Here is a 20,436-nt window from a genome sequence, read left to right on the forward strand (position 1 = left end):
CGTCAGAACATCGGTCAAGTTTGGTATGCCCTAAAATTCCCATCCGTATTCAGCGTGACAAATGTCACAGACTCTGACGCCTCAAAAAATGCATCTTAAAATGAAGCGCACGATAATTGAAAGACGCATTTGAAGGGGGAGAGAGCCTTGCCTGAAGTTTTGGCGAACGAACAGGTTGCCGCCGGAGTCTACCGCTTGACCGTAGGCGGCCGGTTTGAAGGAAAAATGGGGCAATTCTACATGCTGCGAGCCTGGGGGCGGTATCCGCTGCTGCCCAGGCCTCTTAGCATTTTTAACTTGACGGAGCAAAGTGTGGAGTTTCTGTACGCGGTTGTCGGAGAGGGGACACGGATTTTCTCCGCCCTGCGCCGAGGCGACTCGGTAGAGCTGGAAGGTCCGCTTGGCAACGGATTTCCCGATCCTGCGGGGAAAACGGCCATGGTCGGCGGAGGGATTGGAACGGCTCCATTTTACTACGCCCTGCAGCAGATAACGGATGCCGATCTGTATTTGGGTTTTAGCAGGGAGGCCTATCTTGTGGACGATTTTCGCGCCAAAACGACGGGGAATGTGGTTGTGGACGTCGGGGGAATCATCTTGGATCAAATCGATTTCGGCGAATATGACACGATTTACGTCTGCGGACCGCATAACATGCTGAAAGCCGCCCAGCTGCGTCAGCGGACATCGGGAACGGAAGCCGACGTTTATGTATCCCTGGAGAACCGGATGGCCTGCGGGGTTGGCGCATGTCTGGTCTGCAGTGTGGAGTGCCGGGACAAACGAAAGAAAGCGTGTACGGACGGTCCGGTATTTCGTGCGGAGGAGGTGGTCTTCGCATGATCGATACCACTTGCCGAATCGCCGGTCTTCCGTTTAAAAACCCGATCGTGATGGCTTCGGGAACCTTCGGGTTCGGCAGCGAGTACGGCGCCTTCTATGAACTGAGCCGGTTGGGCGGAATTTCGGGAAAAGGGTTGACGCTTCAACCCAAACCGGGCAACAGCGGGCTGCGCGTCTATGAGACGCCGTCCGGCATACTGAACAGCGTAGGCTTGGAAAATCCGGGGATCCCCGCGTTTTTGAGAGACGAATGTCCTCGATGGGAAAAGCTGGATCTCGTGCGCATCGTCAATTTGGGCGGGAACACGATCCAGGACTATGTGGAGGGGGCCAGGCTGCTTCAGGAAGCGGCCTGGGAGCGCGCACAGGAGCAGCGAACGGCTTTTGATATGATTGAGCTCAACATCTCTTGTCCCAATGTGAAGGCCGGGGGAATGGCTTATGGAATCCATACGGAAACCGCAAGGGAAGTCGTGAGGGAAATCCGGGCCGCCACGTCGTTGCCGCTGGTGGTCAAGCTGTCGCCGAACGCGGAGAATATCGTAGAGATGGCGGAAATGTGCGAGGAGGAAGGGGCGGACGGCGTTTCCCTCGTCAATACGTTCTCGGCGATGAAGATCGATATCCGGAAGCGCCGCAGTGTTTTTGAAAATTTGTATGCCGGGCTGTCCGGCCCGGCGATCAAGCCCATCGCGCTCCGCATGGTCCATCAGGTCAGCCGGGCCGTGAGCATTCCGATAATGGGAATGGGCGGCATCAGCAGCGCGGAAGATATTTTGGAATTCATAATGGCCGGGGCGGAGACGATTCAGGTGGGGACCCATAATTTCGTGAACCCGCGCGCCGGAGTCGAGCTGATCGAGGACCTGGAACGGTTGATGCGAGAAGAAGGTATCTCTTCTTTGGACGAAATCCGCGGAATCCTATAAAATAGAGCCAGGTATGTTGATGAAGGGAGCTTCGCGGATGAATTACAATTTTGCGGATATTCGGTTGGAGAGCGTGCCGATGGGACGAGACCTCCTGATCATGATCACTGGAGGGGAGGCCCATATCGGCGCGGCTTCCACCGCCTATCCGGCCGCCGGAGGGGCCGAGGTACAGACTTCGGCCGTCCCGGGCCACAAAGAGCACGTCCTGACGGAAAGCCTTGCCAAGCGCGCTGCGGCCGAGTTATCGCGTACGGTAACCCTTGTGATGGGCATTCATTATGACGGGCTGACCCGCGAGGAAATCGGACGAATCACTCAGCGAACGGAAGAATTGATGGATGAGTTTATAAGTAGCGCGCGACACCATAAGGAAGGGGGCATTAATCCATGTCAGCATTAAGCGAGAGAGAAGATAAGTTCCGGCGCCGGGCGATCTCGGTTCAAGAGGGGCAGGAGAAGGTTTTGGCTTTCGCCAAGACCGCGGAAACCGAGTGGGTGCCGCTGCCCGACGCGCAGGGCCGGGTACTCGCCGAAGATATTTCTGCTCCGCATCCTTATCCGCACTTTCGCAGGTCGGGAATGGACGGCTTTGCGATCCGCAGCGGGGATACGGTTGGCTGCACCTCGGAGAGGCCCGTGTATCTGGAAGTGGTCGATGAAATCCCTTGCGGAAGTCTCCCCTCCGTATCGCTCGTGCCCGGGACGGCGGCCCGGATTATGACCGGGGCCAAAGTGCCGGATGAGGCCGACGCCGTCGTCATGTTTGAAATGACGGAGTCCGGGGCCGACCAAGGGAAGGACTTTATCATGCTGAAACGGGAAATCGCGCCGGGTAGCAATGTCACCCCGGTGGGGCTGGAACTGGCGGCCGGGGATCTGATTCTTGCGCGGGGACGGCGCATTTCGGCGGGGGAGATTTCGGTGCTGGCCACCTTCGGGGTGTACCGCGTCCCGGTGGCAAAGCGTCCGCGCGTAGCGATCTTCTCCACGGGCTCGGAGCTGCTCGGGATCGACGAACCGCTGCAGGACGGCCGAATCCGCAACAGCAATACGTATATGCTGGCGACCCAGGTCCGGGAAGCAGGCGGAGAGCCGCATATCCTGGAAGCGATCGCCGATGATTTGGCGACGGCCCGGCTGAAAGTACAGGAGGCGTTCGCCTTATACGATCTTGTAATCACGACCGGCGGGGTTTCGGTCGGCGATTTTGACATTATGGCCGACTTGGTCCGGGGCGATGACGTTGAAATGCTGTTCAATAAGGTGATGATGCGTCCGGGAAGTGTGACGACCGCCGCAATTAAGGAAGGCAAGCATTTGTTCGCCTTGTCGGGCAACCCGGGGGCCTGTTTCGTCGGCTTCGAGTTGTTCGTTCGGCCCGTAATCGGCCGGATGCTCGGCACCGACCAGCCGTTTCTTCCCGAATGGGAGGCGGAATTGGGACGGGACTACACGAAGGTCAACAACTTTACCCGTTTTGTGCGGGGACGGCTCGAAGTTCGGGACGGGCGTCTGTTCGCTTATCCCGCTGCGCTGGATGAATCCAGCGTGATGATCACGATCAAAGACAGTGATTGCTTGATCGTCATTCCCCCGTCCAGCAGAGGCGTTCAGGCCGGAGAAACGGTTAGCGTGCTGCGTCTGCCGGGGGCGCGATGATCCCCGTCCTCCAGGTCGCCGGTTACAAAAACAGCGGAAAGACCACGCTGATCAGCCGGCTGCTGCCGCTGCTGCGGGAGAAGGGGATTCGCGCGGCGGTCATCAAACATGATGTTCACGGCTTTGAAGGCGATATGCCGGGCACCGACACCCATGCCTTTCGCACCTCCGGTGCGGAGGCAACCGCGATCACGTCCCCCTGGCGGACCGCCGTCGTCGAGGAGAGGGAGACTCCGCTGACCGCGTTGATCGAGCGGTTCCATCATTATGATCTGATCGTAATCGAGGGTTTTAAACGAGAGCCGTACCCCAAGCTGCTGCTCGTTCGCGATATAGAGGAGGACCTCGGTCTGCTGGATTCGCTCACCCAAGTGATCGGCGTCGTTTTTCGTCCGGCCGAGAGTCGATCCGGCGGTCTTGCGGGGGAACCGGACAGCATCGTGATGACTCGCATTCGCCGGAAATACGATATACCGGTGTTTCATGCGGAGAACGTAGAGGAGATAGTCCGGTTTATCGAAACCTACGAGGGAAATCCCGCGGAATAACAAAAGGTGGGCCAAGAGCATTCTTGGACCACCTTTTGTTGCATCGGCGCCGTTCTTCACAAACCGGTAGAGGCCTCGTTGCGGCGTTCGATCGCTTCGGACATCGTTTTGTCGGTCAGATGGGCGTAAACCTCGGTCGTCTCCGTTGAAGCATGCCCGAGCTGTTCTTTTGTTTTGTAAATGTCGTTCTGCAGATAATAGTCCGTGGCAAAAGAATGGCGCAGCTTGTGAACCGTCAAATAAGGCTTGCCGAATCGCTTGGCGTATTTGATGATCATCGCTTGTATCGCCCGCTTCGTCATCCGTTTGCCTTCTTTCTGCCCGTTCGGGATCGTGACGAAGAGGGCTTTTTCCCGTTTCGGCGTCTTGTACCGGGTTTGTCGGAGCGTCAGATAGTGAGTCAGATCGTCCTTGGACTGCTCGCGGAAATAGACGGGAGTTTTGAATGTTTCGTCGTTGTTCCCTTTACGGTATACGTAAAGCAGCTTGTTCGCAAGATCGAGATCGTCGAGGTTCAGGTTGACCACCTCCGAAACCCGCAGTCCCGAATTAAGGATCAGACTGGCGATGCAAGCGTCGCGTTCCTTGTTCTGCTCGTAGCTGTGCAGCGCCTGCTTGTTGTTTTGAATGTCCGCTCCGTATCCTTCCGCGATATAGCCGATGAACTCCAGCAGCTCGTCTTCCTCCAGAATTTTCCCCTTTAACTTGGCGGCGGTGTCCTTGGGTTTGTGAATTCGTTTGATTTCCACCTTCGCCATGATATTTCGCTTCAGCAGGGGATAGAAGTTCTCATCCTCGGCGATTTGGCTCAAGTAATGGAACAGCGAACGGAGGGAAGACATCTTCCGGGAAACGGTGATCCTGGCGTTGGTCCCTTCGGTCCGGGTCGTCAGGTGAATCCGGTAGCCGACAATGCTCTCCATCCTCAGGCGTTCCAGCTCCAACAGCGTAACTTCCGCGTTGCCGCCCGCTTCCGAAAGCCCCTCGGCCCGGAGCCAATTGAAGAACTGCTCGTAATCGCGAACATATTCCAGAAGGGTAGAGGGGGAGAGGTCCGGCAGCTTGTAGTCGATAAATTGTTGAACGAACCAGGGCATGTGCACGACCCGTTCGTCGAGTTTTTTCCGGTCGATCGTTTTTTGAATCATCATGTTACACCTCCATGAAACCGTTCATCCGTCCGGCAGCTCATCATCCGTTTTGAATCAGAAATATGTAATCGGGGACTCCGCTTTGCTGCGGCACCTCAAAAGTTTGGACATTCCCGTAAAAACGCTCCAGCCGGACGACGAACTCCGGAGAAGGCGTAGCGCTCCAAAATGTCAGACATCCCCCCGGTTTGAGCCGGCTCCGAAGCCGGGCCAACCCGGTATCATCGTATAACGTTCCGTTAGCGTCAAAAACTTTCCAATCCGGACCATTGTCGATATCCAGACAGATCAGATCGAATGTTTCATCCGTTTGGAAGAGCCATTTGACCAAATCGTCGTGAATCAGCCTGGTTTTCGGGTGGGACAGGGCATGGCCGGACACCGGGGCGAGAACGGAACGGTTCCACTCAATGACCTTCTGTTCAATTTCCACAACGGTCACCGTCCGAACACGCTCATGCTTCAAGGCCTCCTGCAGGGAAAATCCCACGCCCAAGCCGCCGATGAGAACGGACTCGCAGGATTTGGCATGGTTCAGGGCGCTTCGAACCAATAGCCTTTCCGACTCTCCGTTGTACGTGGCCATCAGGAAGGTTCCATTGCTGATCACCTCGAAATGCTTCCCCCGCCGCTGAAGCTGGATCTCTCCGCACAGCGTTTCGGCCCGTTCGATGACCTCGACAGGAACATCATAGTCGTTCATGAAAACACCTCCGTCAACCGATATTTCCGCATGATTCATTCAACTCGAATATAGAGGACAACAGCGAGGTTGTCAAATAAATGCAATTATTATTAAAATTACAACATATGAAAAATTCACAATAGAAACCAACAAACACATCCCTTGCCACAAACCTAAAAATCCACCATGCATCTTTGCCTATCCCAAAAACTCAAGGAAAAAGGGCAAATCAGTCAAACGTCCGATTCAGCTTGGCAAGAAGTCGGCCGAAAATTTCCTTCTCTTCCTCAGACCAATCCCGGATCAGACGGTCGATGCGTTCGGTGCGGGACTTTTTGGAGGCGGCCAGTTCCTGTTTGCCCAGTTCGGAGATTTGCAGAGAATAAGCGCGCCCGTCCGCCGGGTCGGGAATCCGGATAACGTACCCTTTTTTCTCCAAAGCCGCGGTTTGCCTGCTTACGGTGGAGACGTCCAGCCGGAACTCGTCGGCGAGGGCCTTGACGCCGGCGGCGCCGTTGGCATGAATTTGATGAAGCAGCAAATAAGCGGATCGGTCCAAATTTCCGTGTTTCCGGTTTGTTATTCGCCGATACAAGATGGCAAGCTCAACCTCGATGGTTTCTAAAGCTTGTTCGTTCATGATAAATACCCCAATTCACTTAAATTTTAAAAAATATTGACACTAGTTCATGTAGTTGTATAATACAATAATGTACTTTCATTATACAACTAAATAATTCGGAACGAAAATTAGGATTCATTTCGTTCAGTAAGTAAGGAGAGAAAAACATGACAAATCAAGTATACACGGAACCGAATCCGGGATCGAGTTCACTCCGTGAGAAGAACGGAATTTTGAATCAACCGCGTGCCGTATGGGCCGTGTTTTTTGCCGGAATCATCGCCTTCATGGGAATCGGGCTGGTGGACCCGATATTGCCTGCGATCGCGGAAAACCTGCACGCGTCTCAGAGTCAGGTAACGCTGCTGTTCACAAGCTATAACGCCGTCATGGCGGTTGCGATGCTGATTACGGGGACGCTTTCTTCCAGGCTCGGTATGAAGCGGACGCTCCTCGCCGGCATTATCGTGATCGCGATATTCGCCGCACTCGGCGGCTTGTCCGATCAAATCTGGACCATTATCGGTCTTAGAGGCGGATGGGGGCTGGGTAACGCCCTGTTCGTAGCCACGGCGCTTTCGGCCATCGTGTCCTTGTCCAAAACCGGGACGACACAGGCGGTCATCTTATATGAAGCAGCCGTGGGTCTGGGTATTTCCGTCGGTCCGCTGCTCGGCGGATGGCTGGGCGCCATCACTTGGAGAGGTCCTTTTTTTGGGCGTAGCTTCATTGATGATCATCGCCTTTATCGGCCTGGTTACGCTAATGCCCAAATCGGATACGGCCCCCAAAGGAACATCCCGAACCTCGCCTTTGGAGCCGTTTCGCGCCTTAAAACACCGTCCGTTGGTCATATTCGGCCTCACCGCCTGCTTATATAATTTCGGTTTCTTTACATTGATGGCCTATGCTCCATTTGTAATGGGATTGGACGAGCACGGGTTGGGTTACGTATTTCTGGGCTGGGGTGTTCTCTTGGCTTTCACTTCCGTATTCATGGCCCCACGGCTGCAGCGCAGATTCGGAACCGTCCGCTCGATGGGACTTATGCTGTTTCTGTTTGCGCTAACCCTGCTGGCCATGGGGATTTGGACCGATACCCGATGGGTTGTCATCGCCTGCGTGATCTTTGCCGGAGCCCTGCTCGGGAACAACAACACCTTGATTACCGCGGGCGTGATGAACGCTTCGCCGGTGGAGAGATCGACGGCCTCTGCCGCCTATAGTTTTTTGCGTTTTCTTGGCGGCGCGATCGCCCCGTTCTTGGCGGGTAAGCTGGCCGAATGGTATAACCCGCATATTCCTTTTATAGTGGGAGCCGGATTCGTACTGCTCTCCGTCATTTTAATTCTTGCCAATCGCCGTCATGTAAGCCATGTGGATGAGGTTGGAGCCGGACACTAATAACCCCGGCTAATAACGAATCCAAAAAAAGATTTGACTAATTTTTAAATATTGGCATATAATAACACCAAGTTTCAGATTGAAAGGCAATGAAAAGGAGCAGGCCATACGGGCTCTTATGTCCAGAGAACGGCGAACATGCTGAAATCGCCGTCTTAATCCCGAGTGCCGACTCGCCTTGGAGCCGTTGTCCCGAACATCATTCATAAGGACAACCGGGATTAGCACCCGTTAACATGCTCGCCAAGCGATCAAGATAACGTTTGGCGTCGAGACTGTGCTTTCGCTTCAACCGGACGCACGGTGAATTTGGGTGGTACCACGGAAGAACAACCCCTTTCGTCCCATTGTACGTTGATACGTACGGGATGAGAGGGGTTTTTTAGTTTTATATGAACAATGGCTGTGAAAAGGAGCAAGGTCTTACGGGCGCTTATGTCCAGAGAGCAGCGAGCATGCTGAAATCGCCGCCTTAATCCCGTGACCGACTCGCCTTGGAGCCGTGTTTTTCGAATCAGACCGCGGTGGTTGGAACGATCCGACAGTTCGTCTGCCTTCCGCGCGCTGCCTAGGGAACGCCGGTTTGTACCCGTTATCATACAAGGAAGCGCCGGCGTTTTGAACTCCTGCGTTTTCCGCTGAGGCCTACGGTGGGGACACCGGAGGCAAAATCAGGGTGGTACCGTGAAAATGAACCTTTTTTCGCCCCTGCTAAGCCATATCGGCTTGGCGGGGAACGAAGGAGGTTTTTTTTAATTTTATGAAAAGGTGGGAAAAGAGCATGAGGAAAATTTACGTATTTGACACAACGCTGCGGGACGGGGAGCAATCTCCGGGAGTCAGCCTGACGACGGAAGAGAAGGTGGAGATCGCCCTTCAACTGGAGCGGCTCGGTATCGACCGGATCGAGGCGGGGTTTGCCGCTACATCGCCCGGCGATCTGCAGAGCATCCGGGAAGTCGCGAAGCGGGTGAAGCGCGCGACGCTGCTCAGTTTGGCACGCTGCCACATGAAGGATATCGATGCGGCCGTGGAGGCGTTGAAAGAAGCGGAGGATCCTTGCCTGCATCTGGTTCTCGCCACTTCGCCGATTCACCGGGAGTACAAACTCCGGATGAGTCAGGACAAAGTATTGGAGACGGCGGAGGCCGCGATCCGATACGGCCGGAAATTTTTCGACAAGGTGGAGTTCTCCGCCGAGGATGCCAGCCGAACCGAAATCGAGTTTCTGTGCAAGGTAACGGCAACGGCGATTTCCGCCGGAGCGACGGTCGTCAACCTGCCGGACACGGTCGGGTTCGCGACTCCAGATCAATTCGGAGCCATGTTCAGGACCATCAAATCGACCGTTCCGGGAATAGAGAAAATACAGCTCAGCACGCACTGCCATGACGATTTGGGCATGGCTACCGCTAACACGCTCGCGGCGATAGCTAATGGGATCGACCAATTTGAGGGGACGATAAACGGGATCGGGGAGAGAGCCGGAAATACTTGCCTGGAGGAAGTGATTATGGCGCTCGAGACACGCAGCGATTTTTACGGGGCCCAAACCGGCATCGTACTGAGCGAGATTTACAATACGAGCCGGCTGGTCAGCAAATATACCGGAATGAGCGTTCCCGGAAATAAAGCGATCGTGGGAGCCAACGCCTTCGCCCATGAATCGGGCATCCATCAGGACGGGATGCTCAAGCACCGCGGCACATACGAAATCATCTCGCCCGAAACGATCGGGGCCAGCTCCAGCAAACTGGTGCTCGGCAAGCACTCGGGACGGCACGCGTTTAAGGAAAAACTGGCGGATCTCGGCTATTCCCCGAATGAGGAGCAGTTGAACATCGCTTTCGCCAAGTTCAAAGCATTGGCCGACCGAAAGAAGCACATCCTGTCCGAGGATATCCGCGCGCTTATGGATGAGAATATCGCGAACGAAACGAAGCTTTTTTCCCTGGAAAGTCTTCAGGTCATTTACGGGAACCGCTCGCTGCCGACCGCGTCGGTCCGTGTTCTGAAGCAGGATGGAACTTTCGCCGACGAGGCCGCCGTTGGCAACGGATCGGTGGACGCCGTATATCGCGCCCTGGCCAAAGCTACGGGGTGGGAAGCGGAATTGGAAGACTACCGGATCCAATCCGTGACACCGGGGACGGATGCGCAGGCCGAAGTGCATGTCGTAATCAAGGCGGCAGGGGAAACTTTCTCCGGCCGGGGGATCAGTACGGATATTGTGGAAGCCAGCGCCAAAGCCTACCTTGAAGCGATCAACCGCATGGCGGGGCGGAAGCTTACGAAGCAAGAATCGGGGCAAGAGCGGGACGGAAATATCGTAATCTACTAATCCGCGCAGTACCCAAAGCCAAACTAAAATCCCCCGGGACAGCGGCATCTGTCTGCGGGGGATTTTGTTTTTGTTCCGAATTACAGCTCCAGCTTGGAGATTTCCGATTTCAGCTTGTTGGCGGAAGCCTGGAATTTCTCGAGTTCTTGGCCGGTCAACTTGAGATCCAACACTTCCCGTACGCCGGTGCGGTCGACGATGCTCGGTACGCCGAGATAAACATCGGATACCCCGTTGTAATCTTGAAGCAGCGTAGAAACATTGAGGACGGAGCCTTCGTTTTGCAGAATGGAAACGATAATCCGGTCCAGGGCCAAAGCGATGGCGTAAGATGTCGCCCCCTTGGCGTTGATGATCTCATAAGCGGCGTTTTTGGTGCTGTTAAAAATTTCTTCACGATCCTCATCGGAGAATTCCAGATCGATCCCGGCCACATTGGCCAGACTCCACAACGGAACTTCGGAATCGCCGTGCTCGCCCACGATATGCGCATGGATGCTGCGCGGGTTGATTCCTTTATTCTGTCCGATCAAATAACGGAAACGGGCGCTGTCAAGCAGAGTCCCGGACCCGATGACGCGATTGGAAGGGAATCCGCTCTTTTTCAAGGAAACATAAGACAAAATGTCCACCGGGTTCGTGGCCACCAAAATAATCCCGTGATCGTTGTATTTAACGATGTTCTGAATGATCGTGTCAAAGATTCCCGCATTTCTTTTGAGGAGATCGATCCGCGTTTCACCCGGGCGTTGCGAAGCTCCGGCGGCAATCACAATCACATCGGCATCCGCGCAATCACTATAGTCGCCGGCCCAGAGCTTAACCCCTCCGGTGAACGGAAGCCCGTGATTCATGTCCAGCGCTTCACCCAGCGCCTTATCTTTATTTGCGTCGATCAGGACGAGTTCGGAAACTCTTTCGCGAAGCAAAAGAGTGTAGGCGGTAGTAGCGCCAACCGCGCCTGTCCCAATAATTACCACCCTACTGGAACGAAGTTGAGTTTTCATTGATTCATCTCCCTAAAATCATATTGTCCAAGCTTTAGATTGTGTAGAACACGTCTGCCTTAATCAGCAGGTCCGGAGGGCCAGCACCGAGAAATCCGCACTAACCGAACGGATATGTAATTATTACTCCCTACATTGTACATGAATCAGTGAAAATTTAAAGTAAAACATGGAAATTAAAAATTCTTACCTTTTTTATGGCATTGTAACGGGGGATTAACCAGGATGTAACCATATTGTAAGGACATGGCCTCTCTATTTATATTATTCTATTAATAACAATGAAAGAGAGGCTTTGGTGAGAGAGAAATGTCCTACTTAGAGAGAATGGAAGAAGAAGCAGCAAGACAGACCAGATCATCCAAACACGCAAAAGATCCTAAAAAGAAATTAAGAACATTGATCATAACGGCTTTGATCCTGACATCCACATCGCTTGTTTTTTGCGCGTATGCGACGGGTTCCGTCCTTCATAAATCCAAATCCTCCGGAGCTGTTGCGGTAACGGCTCCCAAGTATTTGGATGGCCATACTACGGATACGGGGCAAGCACAGCCCGTTGAGGAAACGGCGGAGGAAGCTGGAGAAACGCAAGGCAATGACCCGGGCTTAGATCCGGGCACAGGGAAACAGGCGGACCCGGAGAAAGCTGCCGACCCGTCAATCAACGAAGGGGAGGAAGCCAAGACGAACGAACCGGCCGTTCCGTCCCAGCCCGGCAAGCCGGCCCCGAGCCAGCAGAACCAAGCCGTTCAGACCCAGATGACGACGGCCAAGAAAGTCGTTTATCTGACGTTTGACGACGGCCCCAGCAAATACACCAACCAAATCGTCGATATTTTAAATGAAAAGGGCATTCATGCCACTTTTTTTATGATCGGAAACCAGCTTTCGGGGAACGAAAAGACGGTCAAAAACGCGGCTCAGGCCGGGAATTATATCGGGATGCACAGCATGACCCATGACAAAGACACGTTGTACAAAAGTGGTAGCTCGGCTAAATTTCTCAAGGAATACAAGCGGGAGCAAGAGATGATCGAGAAGATTACGGGAACCGCCCCTTGGTTGATCCGCGCTCCGTATGGAAGCCATCCTTACATAGGGAAGTCCTTCCGCGACGATATCGCGGCCGCCCGTTTCAAAATGTGGGATTGGACGGTGGACTCCAAAGACTGGAGTTATTCCGGCAAACCGAACCGGATTATCCAGGAAGTCAAACGGCAGGTTCATCGGGACACCGAGGTTATTTTGATGCACGAGAAGGCGCAAACCGTTCAAGCGCTGCCTGAAATCATTTCCGTTTTGCAAAAGAAAGGCTATGCGTTTGCCGTTTACAAACCGGACCAGCATATCGTCGTCAACTTCTCGAAGGACAAGCGGTTATAAACCTCCCTTTAAGGTATGTTATACTTAATCTATCAGCTAAGAGTTAGGACAGTGAGGTGATTGTTTGCTCAAGTGGTGGTGCAAGCTGGCGGGATGCGTTATGGCCGCAGGTCTGTTGCTGACCGCCTGCGCTTCGGAACAACCGGCGGATCCGGTTTCCTCCCGCCATTCGCTGAATGAGGAGGAGACGGTGGAAGAAGGACAGACGTTAACGATCGTCAACCCCGAACCTTCGCCGAGTCCCCATACTTCATCACTGGCGGAGACCGAGGCGGGACAATACCAAATACAAACGCGGCTGACCGATTTTAAATTAATGAGCGATACTTCCGGATTGGCATGGGGGTCGACGCGAAGCGAACTGCGTTTGTATACGACGAGGGATAACGGGAAAACCTGGACGAATATTTCACCTTCTTCTTCGATTCAATTTCCGAACAATCCGCAATACGGAAAAGACTTGTTTTTCAAAGACCTGGACCATGGCTGGGTGGTCAGAGATTCGCTCGGTTCGGGGGAAGCCATTGTGCTTCGGACCACCAACGGGGGAGGGACCTGGAAGATGACCTCGCTTCCGGAAGCCGATGACGTCTCTTCGATTTATTTTGTAAACGAGTACCGGGGCTGGATCTTGACCGTCGGTGACGGGGCCGACAGCATCGAGGCCAAAGCCGTGTATACCACGTCGAACGGCGGGGCGACCTGGGAGAAAATTATGAGTACCTCGTTGCTTCCAACCGAGAGCTCCGCGGCCAATCAAACGCTGCCCAAGCTGGGGAAACCCGACGGCATGATGTTTACCGATGAGAAGAACGGTTATGTTACGTTAATTGAAGAGGGAGTTCCCGCTCTTTATGTCACAGTGGACGGAGGACAACGCTGGACGAAGAGCGCCTCGTTTTTTGACGATAGCAGAATCACTGGATGTACCCGTTTTACGACAACCGCGCCCCAAGCGTTGAACGCGGCCGGAACGGCGGCCTGGGTAGCCGTAGGCTGCGGCGGAGAGGGCGGTTTGAAGTATAACGGATATTTTACGCTGGATGCCGGCAAGAGCTGGAGTCTGGCTCCGTTGGGATTGCCGTGGAAGAATGAGGAGGATGGGGAACTGTCCACCACGTTTCTGACATCCCTTGAGGGGTGGTCCCTGCAGAAATCGGCCATGATTCATACGGTGGATCAAGGGAAAACGTGGTCGCCTTTGCCGGAAAGCCGGAAACTGCGCGAGATTCTCGCGGATTACCCCGAGGTGGTCAAGCTGCAGTTCCATTCCCCCCAAACAGGGTGGCTGCTTGTAGCCAACCACGATAAAAAAAGATCCCTGCTTATGCAAACGCAGGATGGAGGAGTCAGTTGGCACGTGCTCTAGGAGCGCGTCCAACTGACTTTTTATTTGGAAGCGGGCAGCTCCCCTAAGATGGCGGAGACGAGCTGCGTCCGATTTTGGACTTCTGCTTTGCGCATCATAGCGGTCAAGTGCTTTTTAACCGCCGCTTCACTGATATAAAGGGCTTGGGAAATTTGTTGATTCGTCAAGCCTCTGAGCAGCTTTTCGGCCACTTCTTTCTCCCTGGCGGTAAAAAGGGACAGATCGCCCGCCGCCGACAACGTCGCCGGAGAATCAGATAGGGGGAGAGGGGTGGTCATCCACTTTTCAAACAGTCGAAACAAGCCCTTCCCCCGGCTATCGGCCATAAGCGTTAACGCACTCATCTCGCCACCATAGTGGGGATGTTCGGCGCCCGGGACGATCTCGAAGCCCAGATTCCGGTAAGCGTCCTGATAGTAAGGGTGCGGAGGTGGAGAAACCAGGAGCCGCTCCCCCGACAGCATATATTTCAAAGTAAAATGCACTAGAATCGAACGCTGATGGTCATCTTCCAGATTCTCCATATCCAAGGCGAGCAGAAAATGGCCCTTATGGCGGTCTGGCCCGGATAATTGCCGGATCTCCGCGAGTTCCTCGGGTGCCAGGCTTTCAATATAGGCACGGGAAACCGGGGAGGAGGCCAGAAGAGGGAGATGCTCCCGGTTTACCGGAACGACCGCCGCCAGCCCGAACAGCTTTCCATCATGATCCCTGAACAGCTTGACGGTATCCGGGTAACGTTCCGCCAGCTCGATCGGCTGCGCCGGAACCAATCGGAGCAGACTTTCCTCTCGGGTGAGCCGGTAGCGGTACTCGTTCCCGGTCTCCGGGTCCGCGCAGATAACGCGGCAGGGACGGGCGTACTCTTGACGTTGACGGATATAGGCCTTAGCTTCCTCCAAATTGCTGTGATCCAGCTGTTCCAGCATATAATGAATCCCCTCGACATGCCTGTAATGGGCTCTCAGGACAGGATTGCCGATATACTGCATCAATTCCTCCACTTCTTCCGTTACATCTTGAGTCTGTTCGAGTTTTTGCTGGAGGCGGGCGGTATAGAAACTTACCGTCGATTCGCGGAGCTGGTGGTAACGTTCAGGGGTCCGCGTTTTAACCCGGCTGCGCAGCGCTTCACGAATCAGCCGATTGATCTGCCAGCCGCGGCTGTACTTCCGAACGAAGGAGAGCTGAATCACACGGTCGAAGATGGCGAAGGGCAGTTCTCTTCGTAAAATCGCTTCCAACCGTTCACGGTCGAAATGACGTAAAAAAGCGGCGACCTCCAGGGCATCCGTCAGCTCCTTGCGATGGCTTTCTTCCAGACCGTAGTCCAACAAACAGTCCAGGAGGGGCTCAACCCGGGGAGCTCCCGCTTCCTCCGCGGAATCGAGAATTCGGTCCATCTTTCCGGACCACAGGGACAGCATTAGCGGATGGCCTTTGGTGTGCAACCAGGCTTGATCCATCTCCGCCGTACGGGAGTTTCCGTGTCGCTTCATATATTCGTCCGTTTCGCTGCGGCTTAATTCGCGTAGCGGCATGGACACGATCATGGAAATCCAAGCCGGCGACGTGATCCAGGACCTGAGTAAAGGATAACGGCTCCCGATAAGGATGCAAGTCCTGATATGGAGTCCGGGAATCAGCGCCGTGCGTACCCATTTGTCCAATGCGCCGGCTTCCTCGTAATGGTCCAGGATCAGAAGGAGCGGGCCGTCTGCCGCGGATTCGTGCAATCCCTTTAAAACTGCTTTATCTTGGTCTTCGTGGTTGTCGTCCGGCAGGTCCAGCTGCGTGGAAAGTGCCCGAGCGAAGGCGTTGAACTCGGGCCCGATTTCCCGGAAATCCACTAGAACTTGACGGAAGCCCCATTTTTCGGCCTGTCTTTTAAATTGCCCCAGCAGCTCGGTTTTTCCGATACCCGGCGGGCCGAACAGATTCAGAATACGCTCGTTTCGATGTTCCATTTCTTTTAAATACCGTTCAAACATCTCTTGCTCGCGGACTCTACCGACGAAGCCATGTTCTTGAACCCGATGCAGGATATCGCCGATCGATTTGATCTTCTTGTGCTCTATCACGCTTCAAACCTCCGGTTCGATCCATAATTATCTAGAAGTATACTATCAAAATCCCCGAATGGATAGTTACGCGAAGGAACGCGGGTGTGATATTTTTTGTGCATTAGTCGGCGAAAGGACGAGAACAGATGAATACATGCGAAGAGTTGGAACTCGTGACAGGATCGGAAATCCTGCTGAGATCGTTGTTGAAAGAAGGGGTCGAATGCGTATTCGGTTACCCGGGCGGAGCGGTTTTATATATTTATGATGCCATGCACGGAAACGAGGAGTTTCGGCATCTGCTGACGCGCCATGAACAAGGGGCCATTCATGCGGCTGACGGTTATGCCAGAGCGACCGGAAAAACGGGGGTGTGCCTGGCGACCTCCGGCCCGGGAGCGACCAATCTGGTAACGGGAATCGCGACGGCCTATATGGACTCCGTTCCTTTGGTGGTCATTACCGGCAACGTCGCCAGCCAGTTGATCGGAACGGATGCGTTTCAGGAGGCCGATATCGTCGGGATCACCCAACCGATCACCAAACATAGTTTTTTTGTTCGCAGAGTGGAGGACTTGGCCAAAACCGTCAAGGAAGCCTTCCATATTGCGGGCACCGGGCGAAAAGGACCCGTTCTGATCGATATACCGAAGGACGTTTCGGCGGCCTTGGCTCCGTTCCGCTACCCGGAGACGGTGTCGCTGCCGGGGTACCGGCTCGTGGAACGGCCGGAGACCGCCGATGTCGACAGGCTGCTTGAAGCGCTCCGCGGTTCCCGCAAGCCGGTCATTGTCGCCGGTGCCGGCGTGATCCATGCCGAGGCCTCGGCGGAGCTGCTCGCCTTCGCCGGGCGGGCCCGCATTCCGGTGACGACCACCATGCTCGGATTGGGAGGTTTTCCGGGGGATCATCCCTTATGGCTGGGCATGCCGGGCATGCATGGGACGGTCAGCGCGAATCGCGCCTTGACGGAGTGCGATTTCCTGCTTGCGATCGGAGCCCGGTTCGACGATCGGGTCACGATGCGGCTGGATGCGTTCGCACCGGAGGCGAAAATTGCGCATATCGATATCGATGCCGCCGAAATCGATAAGTTGGTGGAAACGTTTATTTCCGTGGTGGGCGATGCGAGGGAGGTCCTGGACATGCTGAATGAACGGTTATCCGAAGAGCTTGAATCCGTGAAATACGGAGAATGGGTGGATTACCTCTCCGGATTGAAAGCACAGTACCCGCTTAGGTATCGGGAAGAGGAAGGAAAGCTGAAACCGCAGTTCGTGATTGAAATGTTATCCAGAACGACTTCGGGCGAGGCGATCGTAACCACGGACGTCGGACAGCATCAAATGTGGGCGGCCCAGTTCTTTACCTATAAGTACCCGCGCAGCTTCTTAAGCTCCGGCGGCCTGGGAACGATGGGCTTCGGGTTTCCCTCCGCGATCGGCGCTCAAATCGGCAATCCCGACCGGCTTGTCATCTCGATTAACGGGGACGGGGGAATTCAGATGTGTTCCCAGGAACTGGCTATTTGCTCGATTCATCAAATCCCGGTGAAGATCGTCGTCATTAACAATCGAACGTTGGGGATGATTCGCCAGTGGCAGGAAGTCATTTACGATAAGCGCTACAGCCATATCGACCTGTCGGGAAGCCCGGACTTCGTTCTCTTGGCTCAAGCGTATGGCGTAAAAGGGTTGCGCGCGGACAATCCCGAGGACGCCGAAAGGATTTGGGAGGCGGCCCTGAAGCATCCGGGCCCGGTGCTTCTGGAATTCGTCGTTGATAAAGACGAATTGGTGCTGCCGATGATCCGGCAAGGGGATACTTTACGGGATATGATTTTATGTGAATAGCGTCTTCCCATCGCTATAGCCGGCATTCGCGACATTGTAATCAGCGAATGCCGGTTTTACGCGTAAATAAAGAAAATGTCGATGTTCATTAATTTGTGAAAATTATCACGTGTATAATTTCGACTTTGTGATATATTTAACTTGTAAGAAGGAAACACCACCAAGGAACGCGAGTTCTTAATAAAACATTAGGAGTGGATCCTCATGAAAACCGCAAATCAAGAAAACGTAACCCGCAACTTCCTGCAATTCTGCTACACCTGCGAAGACGCTCATCTGTGCACGACAGAGGAAGCTTGCCAAGCGTGCTGGGCGGAGCAAGGATTGTGCGAACGTGATGCGCAGGCGACCGATGAAACTCAAGAACTGCTTCAACTCTATTATGCATGACACTGGCTCTTCATTCATATCCTCATTCGGATAACCTTCGATTCTTGGCCCAGGGATCGGAGGTTATTTTATTTTGTCCAAAAAAAGTAGGACAAGGAGGCATATTTTCTCGATCCCCTGAATAACAAGTTTTGATCCGGGCGGCATATATATAGGGAAGACAGGAAGGATACAGGCTTTCGCCGACGTTAGGTAGTTTGTGACAAGGAGGGGAAGTATGCAGTCTGGGGTTGAATTGTTCGGGGTGATGAATCAGGCGATTCCGGTCTTTTTGGTCATCATCGTCGGGATGCTGTTGTTAACGGGGGCCAAGGGCTTCAAGCGTTATTTGTCCGACAACCGGCAGCCGGTGCTTACCGTGCACTCCATCATTGTAGGAAAACGGACCGAAGTCTCCCACAGGCATGATACGGATCTCTCGGTGAACCGTTCGGACAGCACATACTATTTGACGTTTGAAGTGGAGAGCGGAGACCGTCTGGAATTCGTCGTTAGCGGAAAAGAGTACGGTTTATGCTCGGAAGGGGATGAGGGAAAGCTCACCTTTCAAGGCAGCCGATACTTTGGTTTTGAACGCTTAAAAACCTATCGTGCCGGGCTTCAGGAATACAGGCATTATTAAGGTCATGAAGAAGGAGCTGCCGTCGGCAGCTCCTTCACATTTTTAACTAGAGCGCGAGCGCTTTGGTTTCCAGCCTTTGGTTCAGCAGCATCTGAGCCGCAGCGCGTCCGCTCGAGAAGGCGCGTTCCGCGAGCTCGCCTTTGCCTTCGCATCCGTCGCCGCAAAACAGGAAAGGAACGCCAGGAAGCTTGTTGGGCAGAAGTTTGTTGCTGTAAATATTTTTGACGCTTGCGACCATCGCTTTCTTCGACACCCGTTTGACCGCCGTATGTTCCCGCCAATCCGGATAATACGTATCGAAGAGAGCCTCCATTTGCTGGGTTTTCTTTTCCAGGTATTGCTTCTTCTCCTCTTCATCCGTAAAGTCGTCGTTCAGGTAGGCGATCCCTTGCAGCAACTGGCCGCCCACGGGCACTACGGTGTAATCGGTCGCGGAAACATCGCTGATAAACACTTTGTTATCCATATCGCTGATATAGTGGAAAGGACGCGCGACCACTTTGGAGAAACCGACATCATAGACCAGGACTTCCGTGCAGGTGTTGTCCTTGTAAGGGTCGAGCTGCGTTTTCCAAGGCGTGTTCTCGAGCATTTTACATACTTGCTGTACCGGCATCGCAAAAATCACCTGATCGAATTCCAAGGCTTCGCGGCTCTTCGTATTTAAGATGAATTTTCCCTTCTCCATCACAATCGTTTCAACCGGCTCTTTGACGGCAATGTCCCATTTCTCGTTCTCCCCGATTTTATGGACAAGCTGATCAGTGATCGTCGCCCAACTGCCGAGGATATAGTTGACGGGCTTGCTGGAAAGGAACAGGTTATGGTAGTACTCGGCAATCACTTCGCCCGATACTTTGCGCGCGTCTTCGGGCGTAATAAAAAAGTTGGAACTGACGAGATGCTCCCACAGCTCTTTCACATCGGGAGCGGAATTGGATTTGTCGAGATACTCCCCAAGCGTACGGTAATGTTTCAACTGATGAATATGGCTGATTACGGCGGCGACTTCTGCGACGAATCTGACCTTTTCCATCGGGGTAAGGACCCCGGTCTTCATAATATTGACGAAATCCAGCGGGGCGGGGGTCAGACGGCCATGTTTGGCATAAACGACCTTGCGCTTATCGACTTGTTTGCTTTGAAACTTCAGGTTCAGGTCTTCCTCCATATGCTGCAGGGTATGGCGGTCGATGCCATAGACGGCATGCGCCCCATAATTCAGGGTAAAGCCCGACTTCTCGTAAGTAAAAGCACGACCTCCGAGTTGAGGGCTGCGTTCAAAAACGGTACCTTCAATGTTCGGTTGAGCAGAAAGATACGCGGCAGCTGTCAAACCGGCCAAACCGCCGCCAATGATTGCGATTTTCATGAGAAGAACCTCCTAAAAGGTTTTGAGTTAAGGAAGAAAATCTTGTTCTTTTATCAGTATATGCTATTCATGTAAGCGCGTCCATAGAAATAGACACGGAATATTCAAAATTGCAATCGCATACACTGCCAATTCGACAAAATTCGCTTGACAGTTTTTTTATGGGCGTTTGCACCCGGATAGGCATTA

At 53.7% G+C, this 20,436-nt stretch carries 17 protein-coding genes and 1 pseudogene; 12 read left to right on the forward strand and 6 right to left on the reverse strand.

Annotated features, from left to right (window positions below; genetic code table 11):
• Positions 1-147 precede the first annotated feature (147 nt).
• Genes FRY98_RS13435 through mobB form a run of 5 tightly spaced genes read left to right on the forward strand, consistent with a single transcriptional unit; the run spans position 148 to position 3,982 of the window.
• On the forward strand, positions 148-843 hold the full coding sequence (locus FRY98_RS13435; RefSeq protein WP_148452513.1) for a dihydroorotate dehydrogenase electron transfer subunit: 696 nt from the start codon (positions 148-150) through the stop codon (positions 841-843).
• A complete protein-coding gene (locus FRY98_RS13440; protein ID WP_148452515.1) occupies positions 840-1,772 on the forward strand; it encodes a dihydroorotate dehydrogenase in 933 nt (310 codons plus the stop codon). Before FRY98_RS13435 ends, FRY98_RS13440 begins: the two co-directional genes overlap by 4 nt.
• A 37-nt stretch (positions 1,773-1,809) precedes the next feature.
• Entirely contained in the window at positions 1,810-2,175 is a 366-nt protein-coding gene (gene lpdD, locus FRY98_RS13445) for a prenylated flavin chaperone LpdD (RefSeq protein ID WP_148452517.1), read from the forward strand.
• The gene (locus tag FRY98_RS13450; RefSeq protein ID WP_148452519.1) at positions 2,163-3,434 is read left to right on the forward strand and encodes a molybdopterin molybdotransferase MoeA; all 1,272 of its coding nucleotides are present in this window, start codon (positions 2,163-2,165) and stop codon (positions 3,432-3,434) included. The genes lpdD and FRY98_RS13450 overlap by 13 nt, the downstream gene beginning before the upstream one ends.
• A complete protein-coding gene (gene mobB / locus FRY98_RS13455; protein ID WP_249043403.1) occupies positions 3,431-3,982 on the forward strand; it encodes a molybdopterin-guanine dinucleotide biosynthesis protein B in 552 nt (183 codons plus the stop codon). Before FRY98_RS13450 ends, mobB begins: the two co-directional genes overlap by 4 nt.
• Before the next feature lie 56 nt (positions 3,983-4,038).
• Here mobB and xerS read toward each other — a convergent pair whose 3' ends face one another.
• From xerS to FRY98_RS13470, 3 genes are all read right to left on the reverse strand, one after another.
• Positions 4,039-5,133, reverse strand: coding sequence for a tyrosine recombinase XerS (xerS, locus tag FRY98_RS13460; RefSeq protein ID WP_148452521.1), 1,095 nt, complete (start codon positions 5,131-5,133; stop codon positions 4,039-4,041).
• A 40-nt stretch (positions 5,134-5,173) separates the two neighbouring features.
• Positions 5,174-5,836, reverse strand: coding sequence for a spermine/spermidine synthase domain-containing protein (locus tag FRY98_RS13465; protein WP_148452523.1), 663 nt, complete (start codon positions 5,834-5,836; stop codon positions 5,174-5,176).
• A gap of 211 nt (positions 5,837-6,047) precedes the next feature.
• Positions 6,048-6,458 carry a MarR family winged helix-turn-helix transcriptional regulator gene (locus FRY98_RS13470; RefSeq protein ID WP_148452525.1) on the reverse strand — a complete coding sequence of 137 codons (411 nt, stop codon included), beginning with the start codon at positions 6,456-6,458 and terminating at the stop codon, positions 6,048-6,050.
• 149 nt (positions 6,459-6,607) lie between these two features.
• Here FRY98_RS13470 and FRY98_RS13475 point away from each other — a divergent pair.
• Positions 6,608-7,844 (forward strand): annotated as a pseudogene (locus FRY98_RS13475) (MFS transporter).
• A 781-nt stretch (positions 7,845-8,625) separates the two neighbouring features.
• Complete coding sequence (locus FRY98_RS13480) at positions 8,626-10,185, forward strand: 2-isopropylmalate synthase (RefSeq protein ID WP_148452527.1); 1,560 nt, start codon at positions 8,626-8,628, stop codon at positions 10,183-10,185.
• Positions 10,186-10,265: 80 nt separating this feature from the next.
• On the opposite strand, the gene FRY98_RS13485 is transcribed toward FRY98_RS13480, so the two are convergent.
• Complete coding sequence (locus FRY98_RS13485) at positions 10,266-11,192, reverse strand: L-lactate dehydrogenase (protein ID WP_148452529.1); 927 nt, start codon at positions 11,190-11,192, stop codon at positions 10,266-10,268.
• Positions 11,193-11,591: 399 nt separating this feature from the next.
• Here FRY98_RS13485 and FRY98_RS13490 point away from each other — a divergent pair, with 399 nt between their 5' ends.
• Both FRY98_RS13490 and FRY98_RS13495 read left to right on the forward strand, forming a co-directional pair.
• Complete coding sequence (locus FRY98_RS13490) at positions 11,592-12,578, forward strand: polysaccharide deacetylase family protein (RefSeq protein ID WP_249043404.1); 987 nt, start codon at positions 11,592-11,594, stop codon at positions 12,576-12,578.
• Positions 12,579-12,642: 64 nt separating this feature from the next.
• A complete protein-coding gene (locus FRY98_RS13495; protein WP_148452533.1) occupies positions 12,643-13,947 on the forward strand; it encodes a WD40/YVTN/BNR-like repeat-containing protein in 1,305 nt (434 codons plus the stop codon).
• 20 nt (positions 13,948-13,967) lie between these two features.
• Here FRY98_RS13495 and FRY98_RS13500 read toward each other — a convergent pair whose 3' ends face one another.
• Positions 13,968-16,028 (reverse strand): LuxR C-terminal-related transcriptional regulator, encoded by a 2,061-nt coding sequence (locus tag FRY98_RS13500; protein WP_148452535.1) that lies wholly within the window; start codon positions 16,026-16,028, stop codon positions 13,968-13,970.
• Between the two features lie 128 nt (positions 16,029-16,156).
• Between FRY98_RS13500 and ilvB the strand changes: the two genes are divergently transcribed.
• The 3 genes from ilvB (at position 16,157) to FRY98_RS13515 (ending at position 18,875) form a co-directional block, all read left to right on the forward strand.
• On the forward strand, positions 16,157-17,863 hold the full coding sequence (gene ilvB / locus FRY98_RS13505) for a biosynthetic-type acetolactate synthase large subunit (protein ID WP_148452538.1): 1,707 nt from the start codon (positions 16,157-16,159) through the stop codon (positions 17,861-17,863).
• Between the two features lie 204 nt (positions 17,864-18,067).
• Positions 18,068-18,253: a hypothetical protein gene (locus FRY98_RS13510; RefSeq protein WP_148452540.1), complete on the forward strand. Its 186-nt coding sequence runs from the start codon at positions 18,068-18,070 to the stop codon at positions 18,251-18,253.
• 217 nt (positions 18,254-18,470) lie between these two features.
• The gene (locus FRY98_RS13515) at positions 18,471-18,875 is read left to right on the forward strand and encodes a DUF2500 domain-containing protein (protein WP_148452541.1); all 405 of its coding nucleotides are present in this window, start codon (positions 18,471-18,473) and stop codon (positions 18,873-18,875) included.
• Positions 18,876-18,921: 46 nt separating this feature from the next.
• Here the strand turns inward: FRY98_RS13515 and FRY98_RS13520 are convergent, their stop codons facing one another.
• Positions 18,922-20,247, reverse strand: coding sequence for an FAD-dependent oxidoreductase (locus FRY98_RS13520; protein WP_148452543.1), 1,326 nt, complete (start codon positions 20,245-20,247; stop codon positions 18,922-18,924).
• Between the last annotated feature and the right edge of the window lie 189 nt (positions 20,248-20,436).

Source organism: Paenibacillus faecis (assembly GCF_008084145.1).
Classification (GTDB): Bacteria; Bacillota; Bacilli; order Paenibacillales; family Paenibacillaceae; genus Fontibacillus; species Fontibacillus faecis.

What these genes read in the sequence shown, in the direction of transcription:
- FRY98_RS13440 (WP_148452515.1), top strand. Translation starts at nt 840, where the DNA reads ATGATCGATACCACTTGCCGAATCGCCGGTCTTCCGTTTAAAAACCCG.
- lpdD (WP_148452517.1), top strand. Translation starts at nt 1,810, where the DNA reads ATGAATTACAATTTTGCGGATATTCGGTTGGAGAGCGTGCCGATGGGA.
- FRY98_RS13450 (WP_148452519.1), top strand. Translation starts at nt 2,163, where the DNA reads ATGTCAGCATTAAGCGAGAGAGAAGATAAGTTCCGGCGCCGGGCGATC.
- mobB (WP_249043403.1), top strand. Translation starts at nt 3,431, where the DNA reads ATGATCCCCGTCCTCCAGGTCGCCGGTTACAAAAACAGCGGAAAGACC.
- xerS (WP_148452521.1), bottom strand. Translation starts at nt 5,133, where the DNA reads ATGATGATTCAAAAAACGATCGACCGGAAAAAACTCGACGAACGGGTC.
- FRY98_RS13465 (WP_148452523.1), bottom strand. Translation starts at nt 5,836, where the DNA reads ATGAACGACTATGATGTTCCTGTCGAGGTCATCGAACGGGCCGAAACG.
- FRY98_RS13470 (WP_148452525.1), bottom strand. Translation starts at nt 6,458, where the DNA reads ATGAACGAACAAGCTTTAGAAACCATCGAGGTTGAGCTTGCCATCTTG.
- FRY98_RS13480 (WP_148452527.1), top strand. Translation starts at nt 8,626, where the DNA reads ATGAGGAAAATTTACGTATTTGACACAACGCTGCGGGACGGGGAGCAA.
- FRY98_RS13485 (WP_148452529.1), bottom strand. Translation starts at nt 11,192, where the DNA reads ATGAAAACTCAACTTCGTTCCAGTAGGGTGGTAATTATTGGGACAGGC.
- ilvB (WP_148452538.1), top strand. Translation starts at nt 16,157, where the DNA reads ATGAATACATGCGAAGAGTTGGAACTCGTGACAGGATCGGAAATCCTG.
- FRY98_RS13510 (WP_148452540.1), top strand. Translation starts at nt 18,068, where the DNA reads ATGAAAACCGCAAATCAAGAAAACGTAACCCGCAACTTCCTGCAATTC.
- FRY98_RS13515 (WP_148452541.1), top strand. Translation starts at nt 18,471, where the DNA reads ATGCAGTCTGGGGTTGAATTGTTCGGGGTGATGAATCAGGCGATTCCG.
- FRY98_RS13520 (WP_148452543.1), bottom strand. Translation starts at nt 20,247, where the DNA reads ATGAAAATCGCAATCATTGGCGGCGGTTTGGCCGGTTTGACAGCTGCC.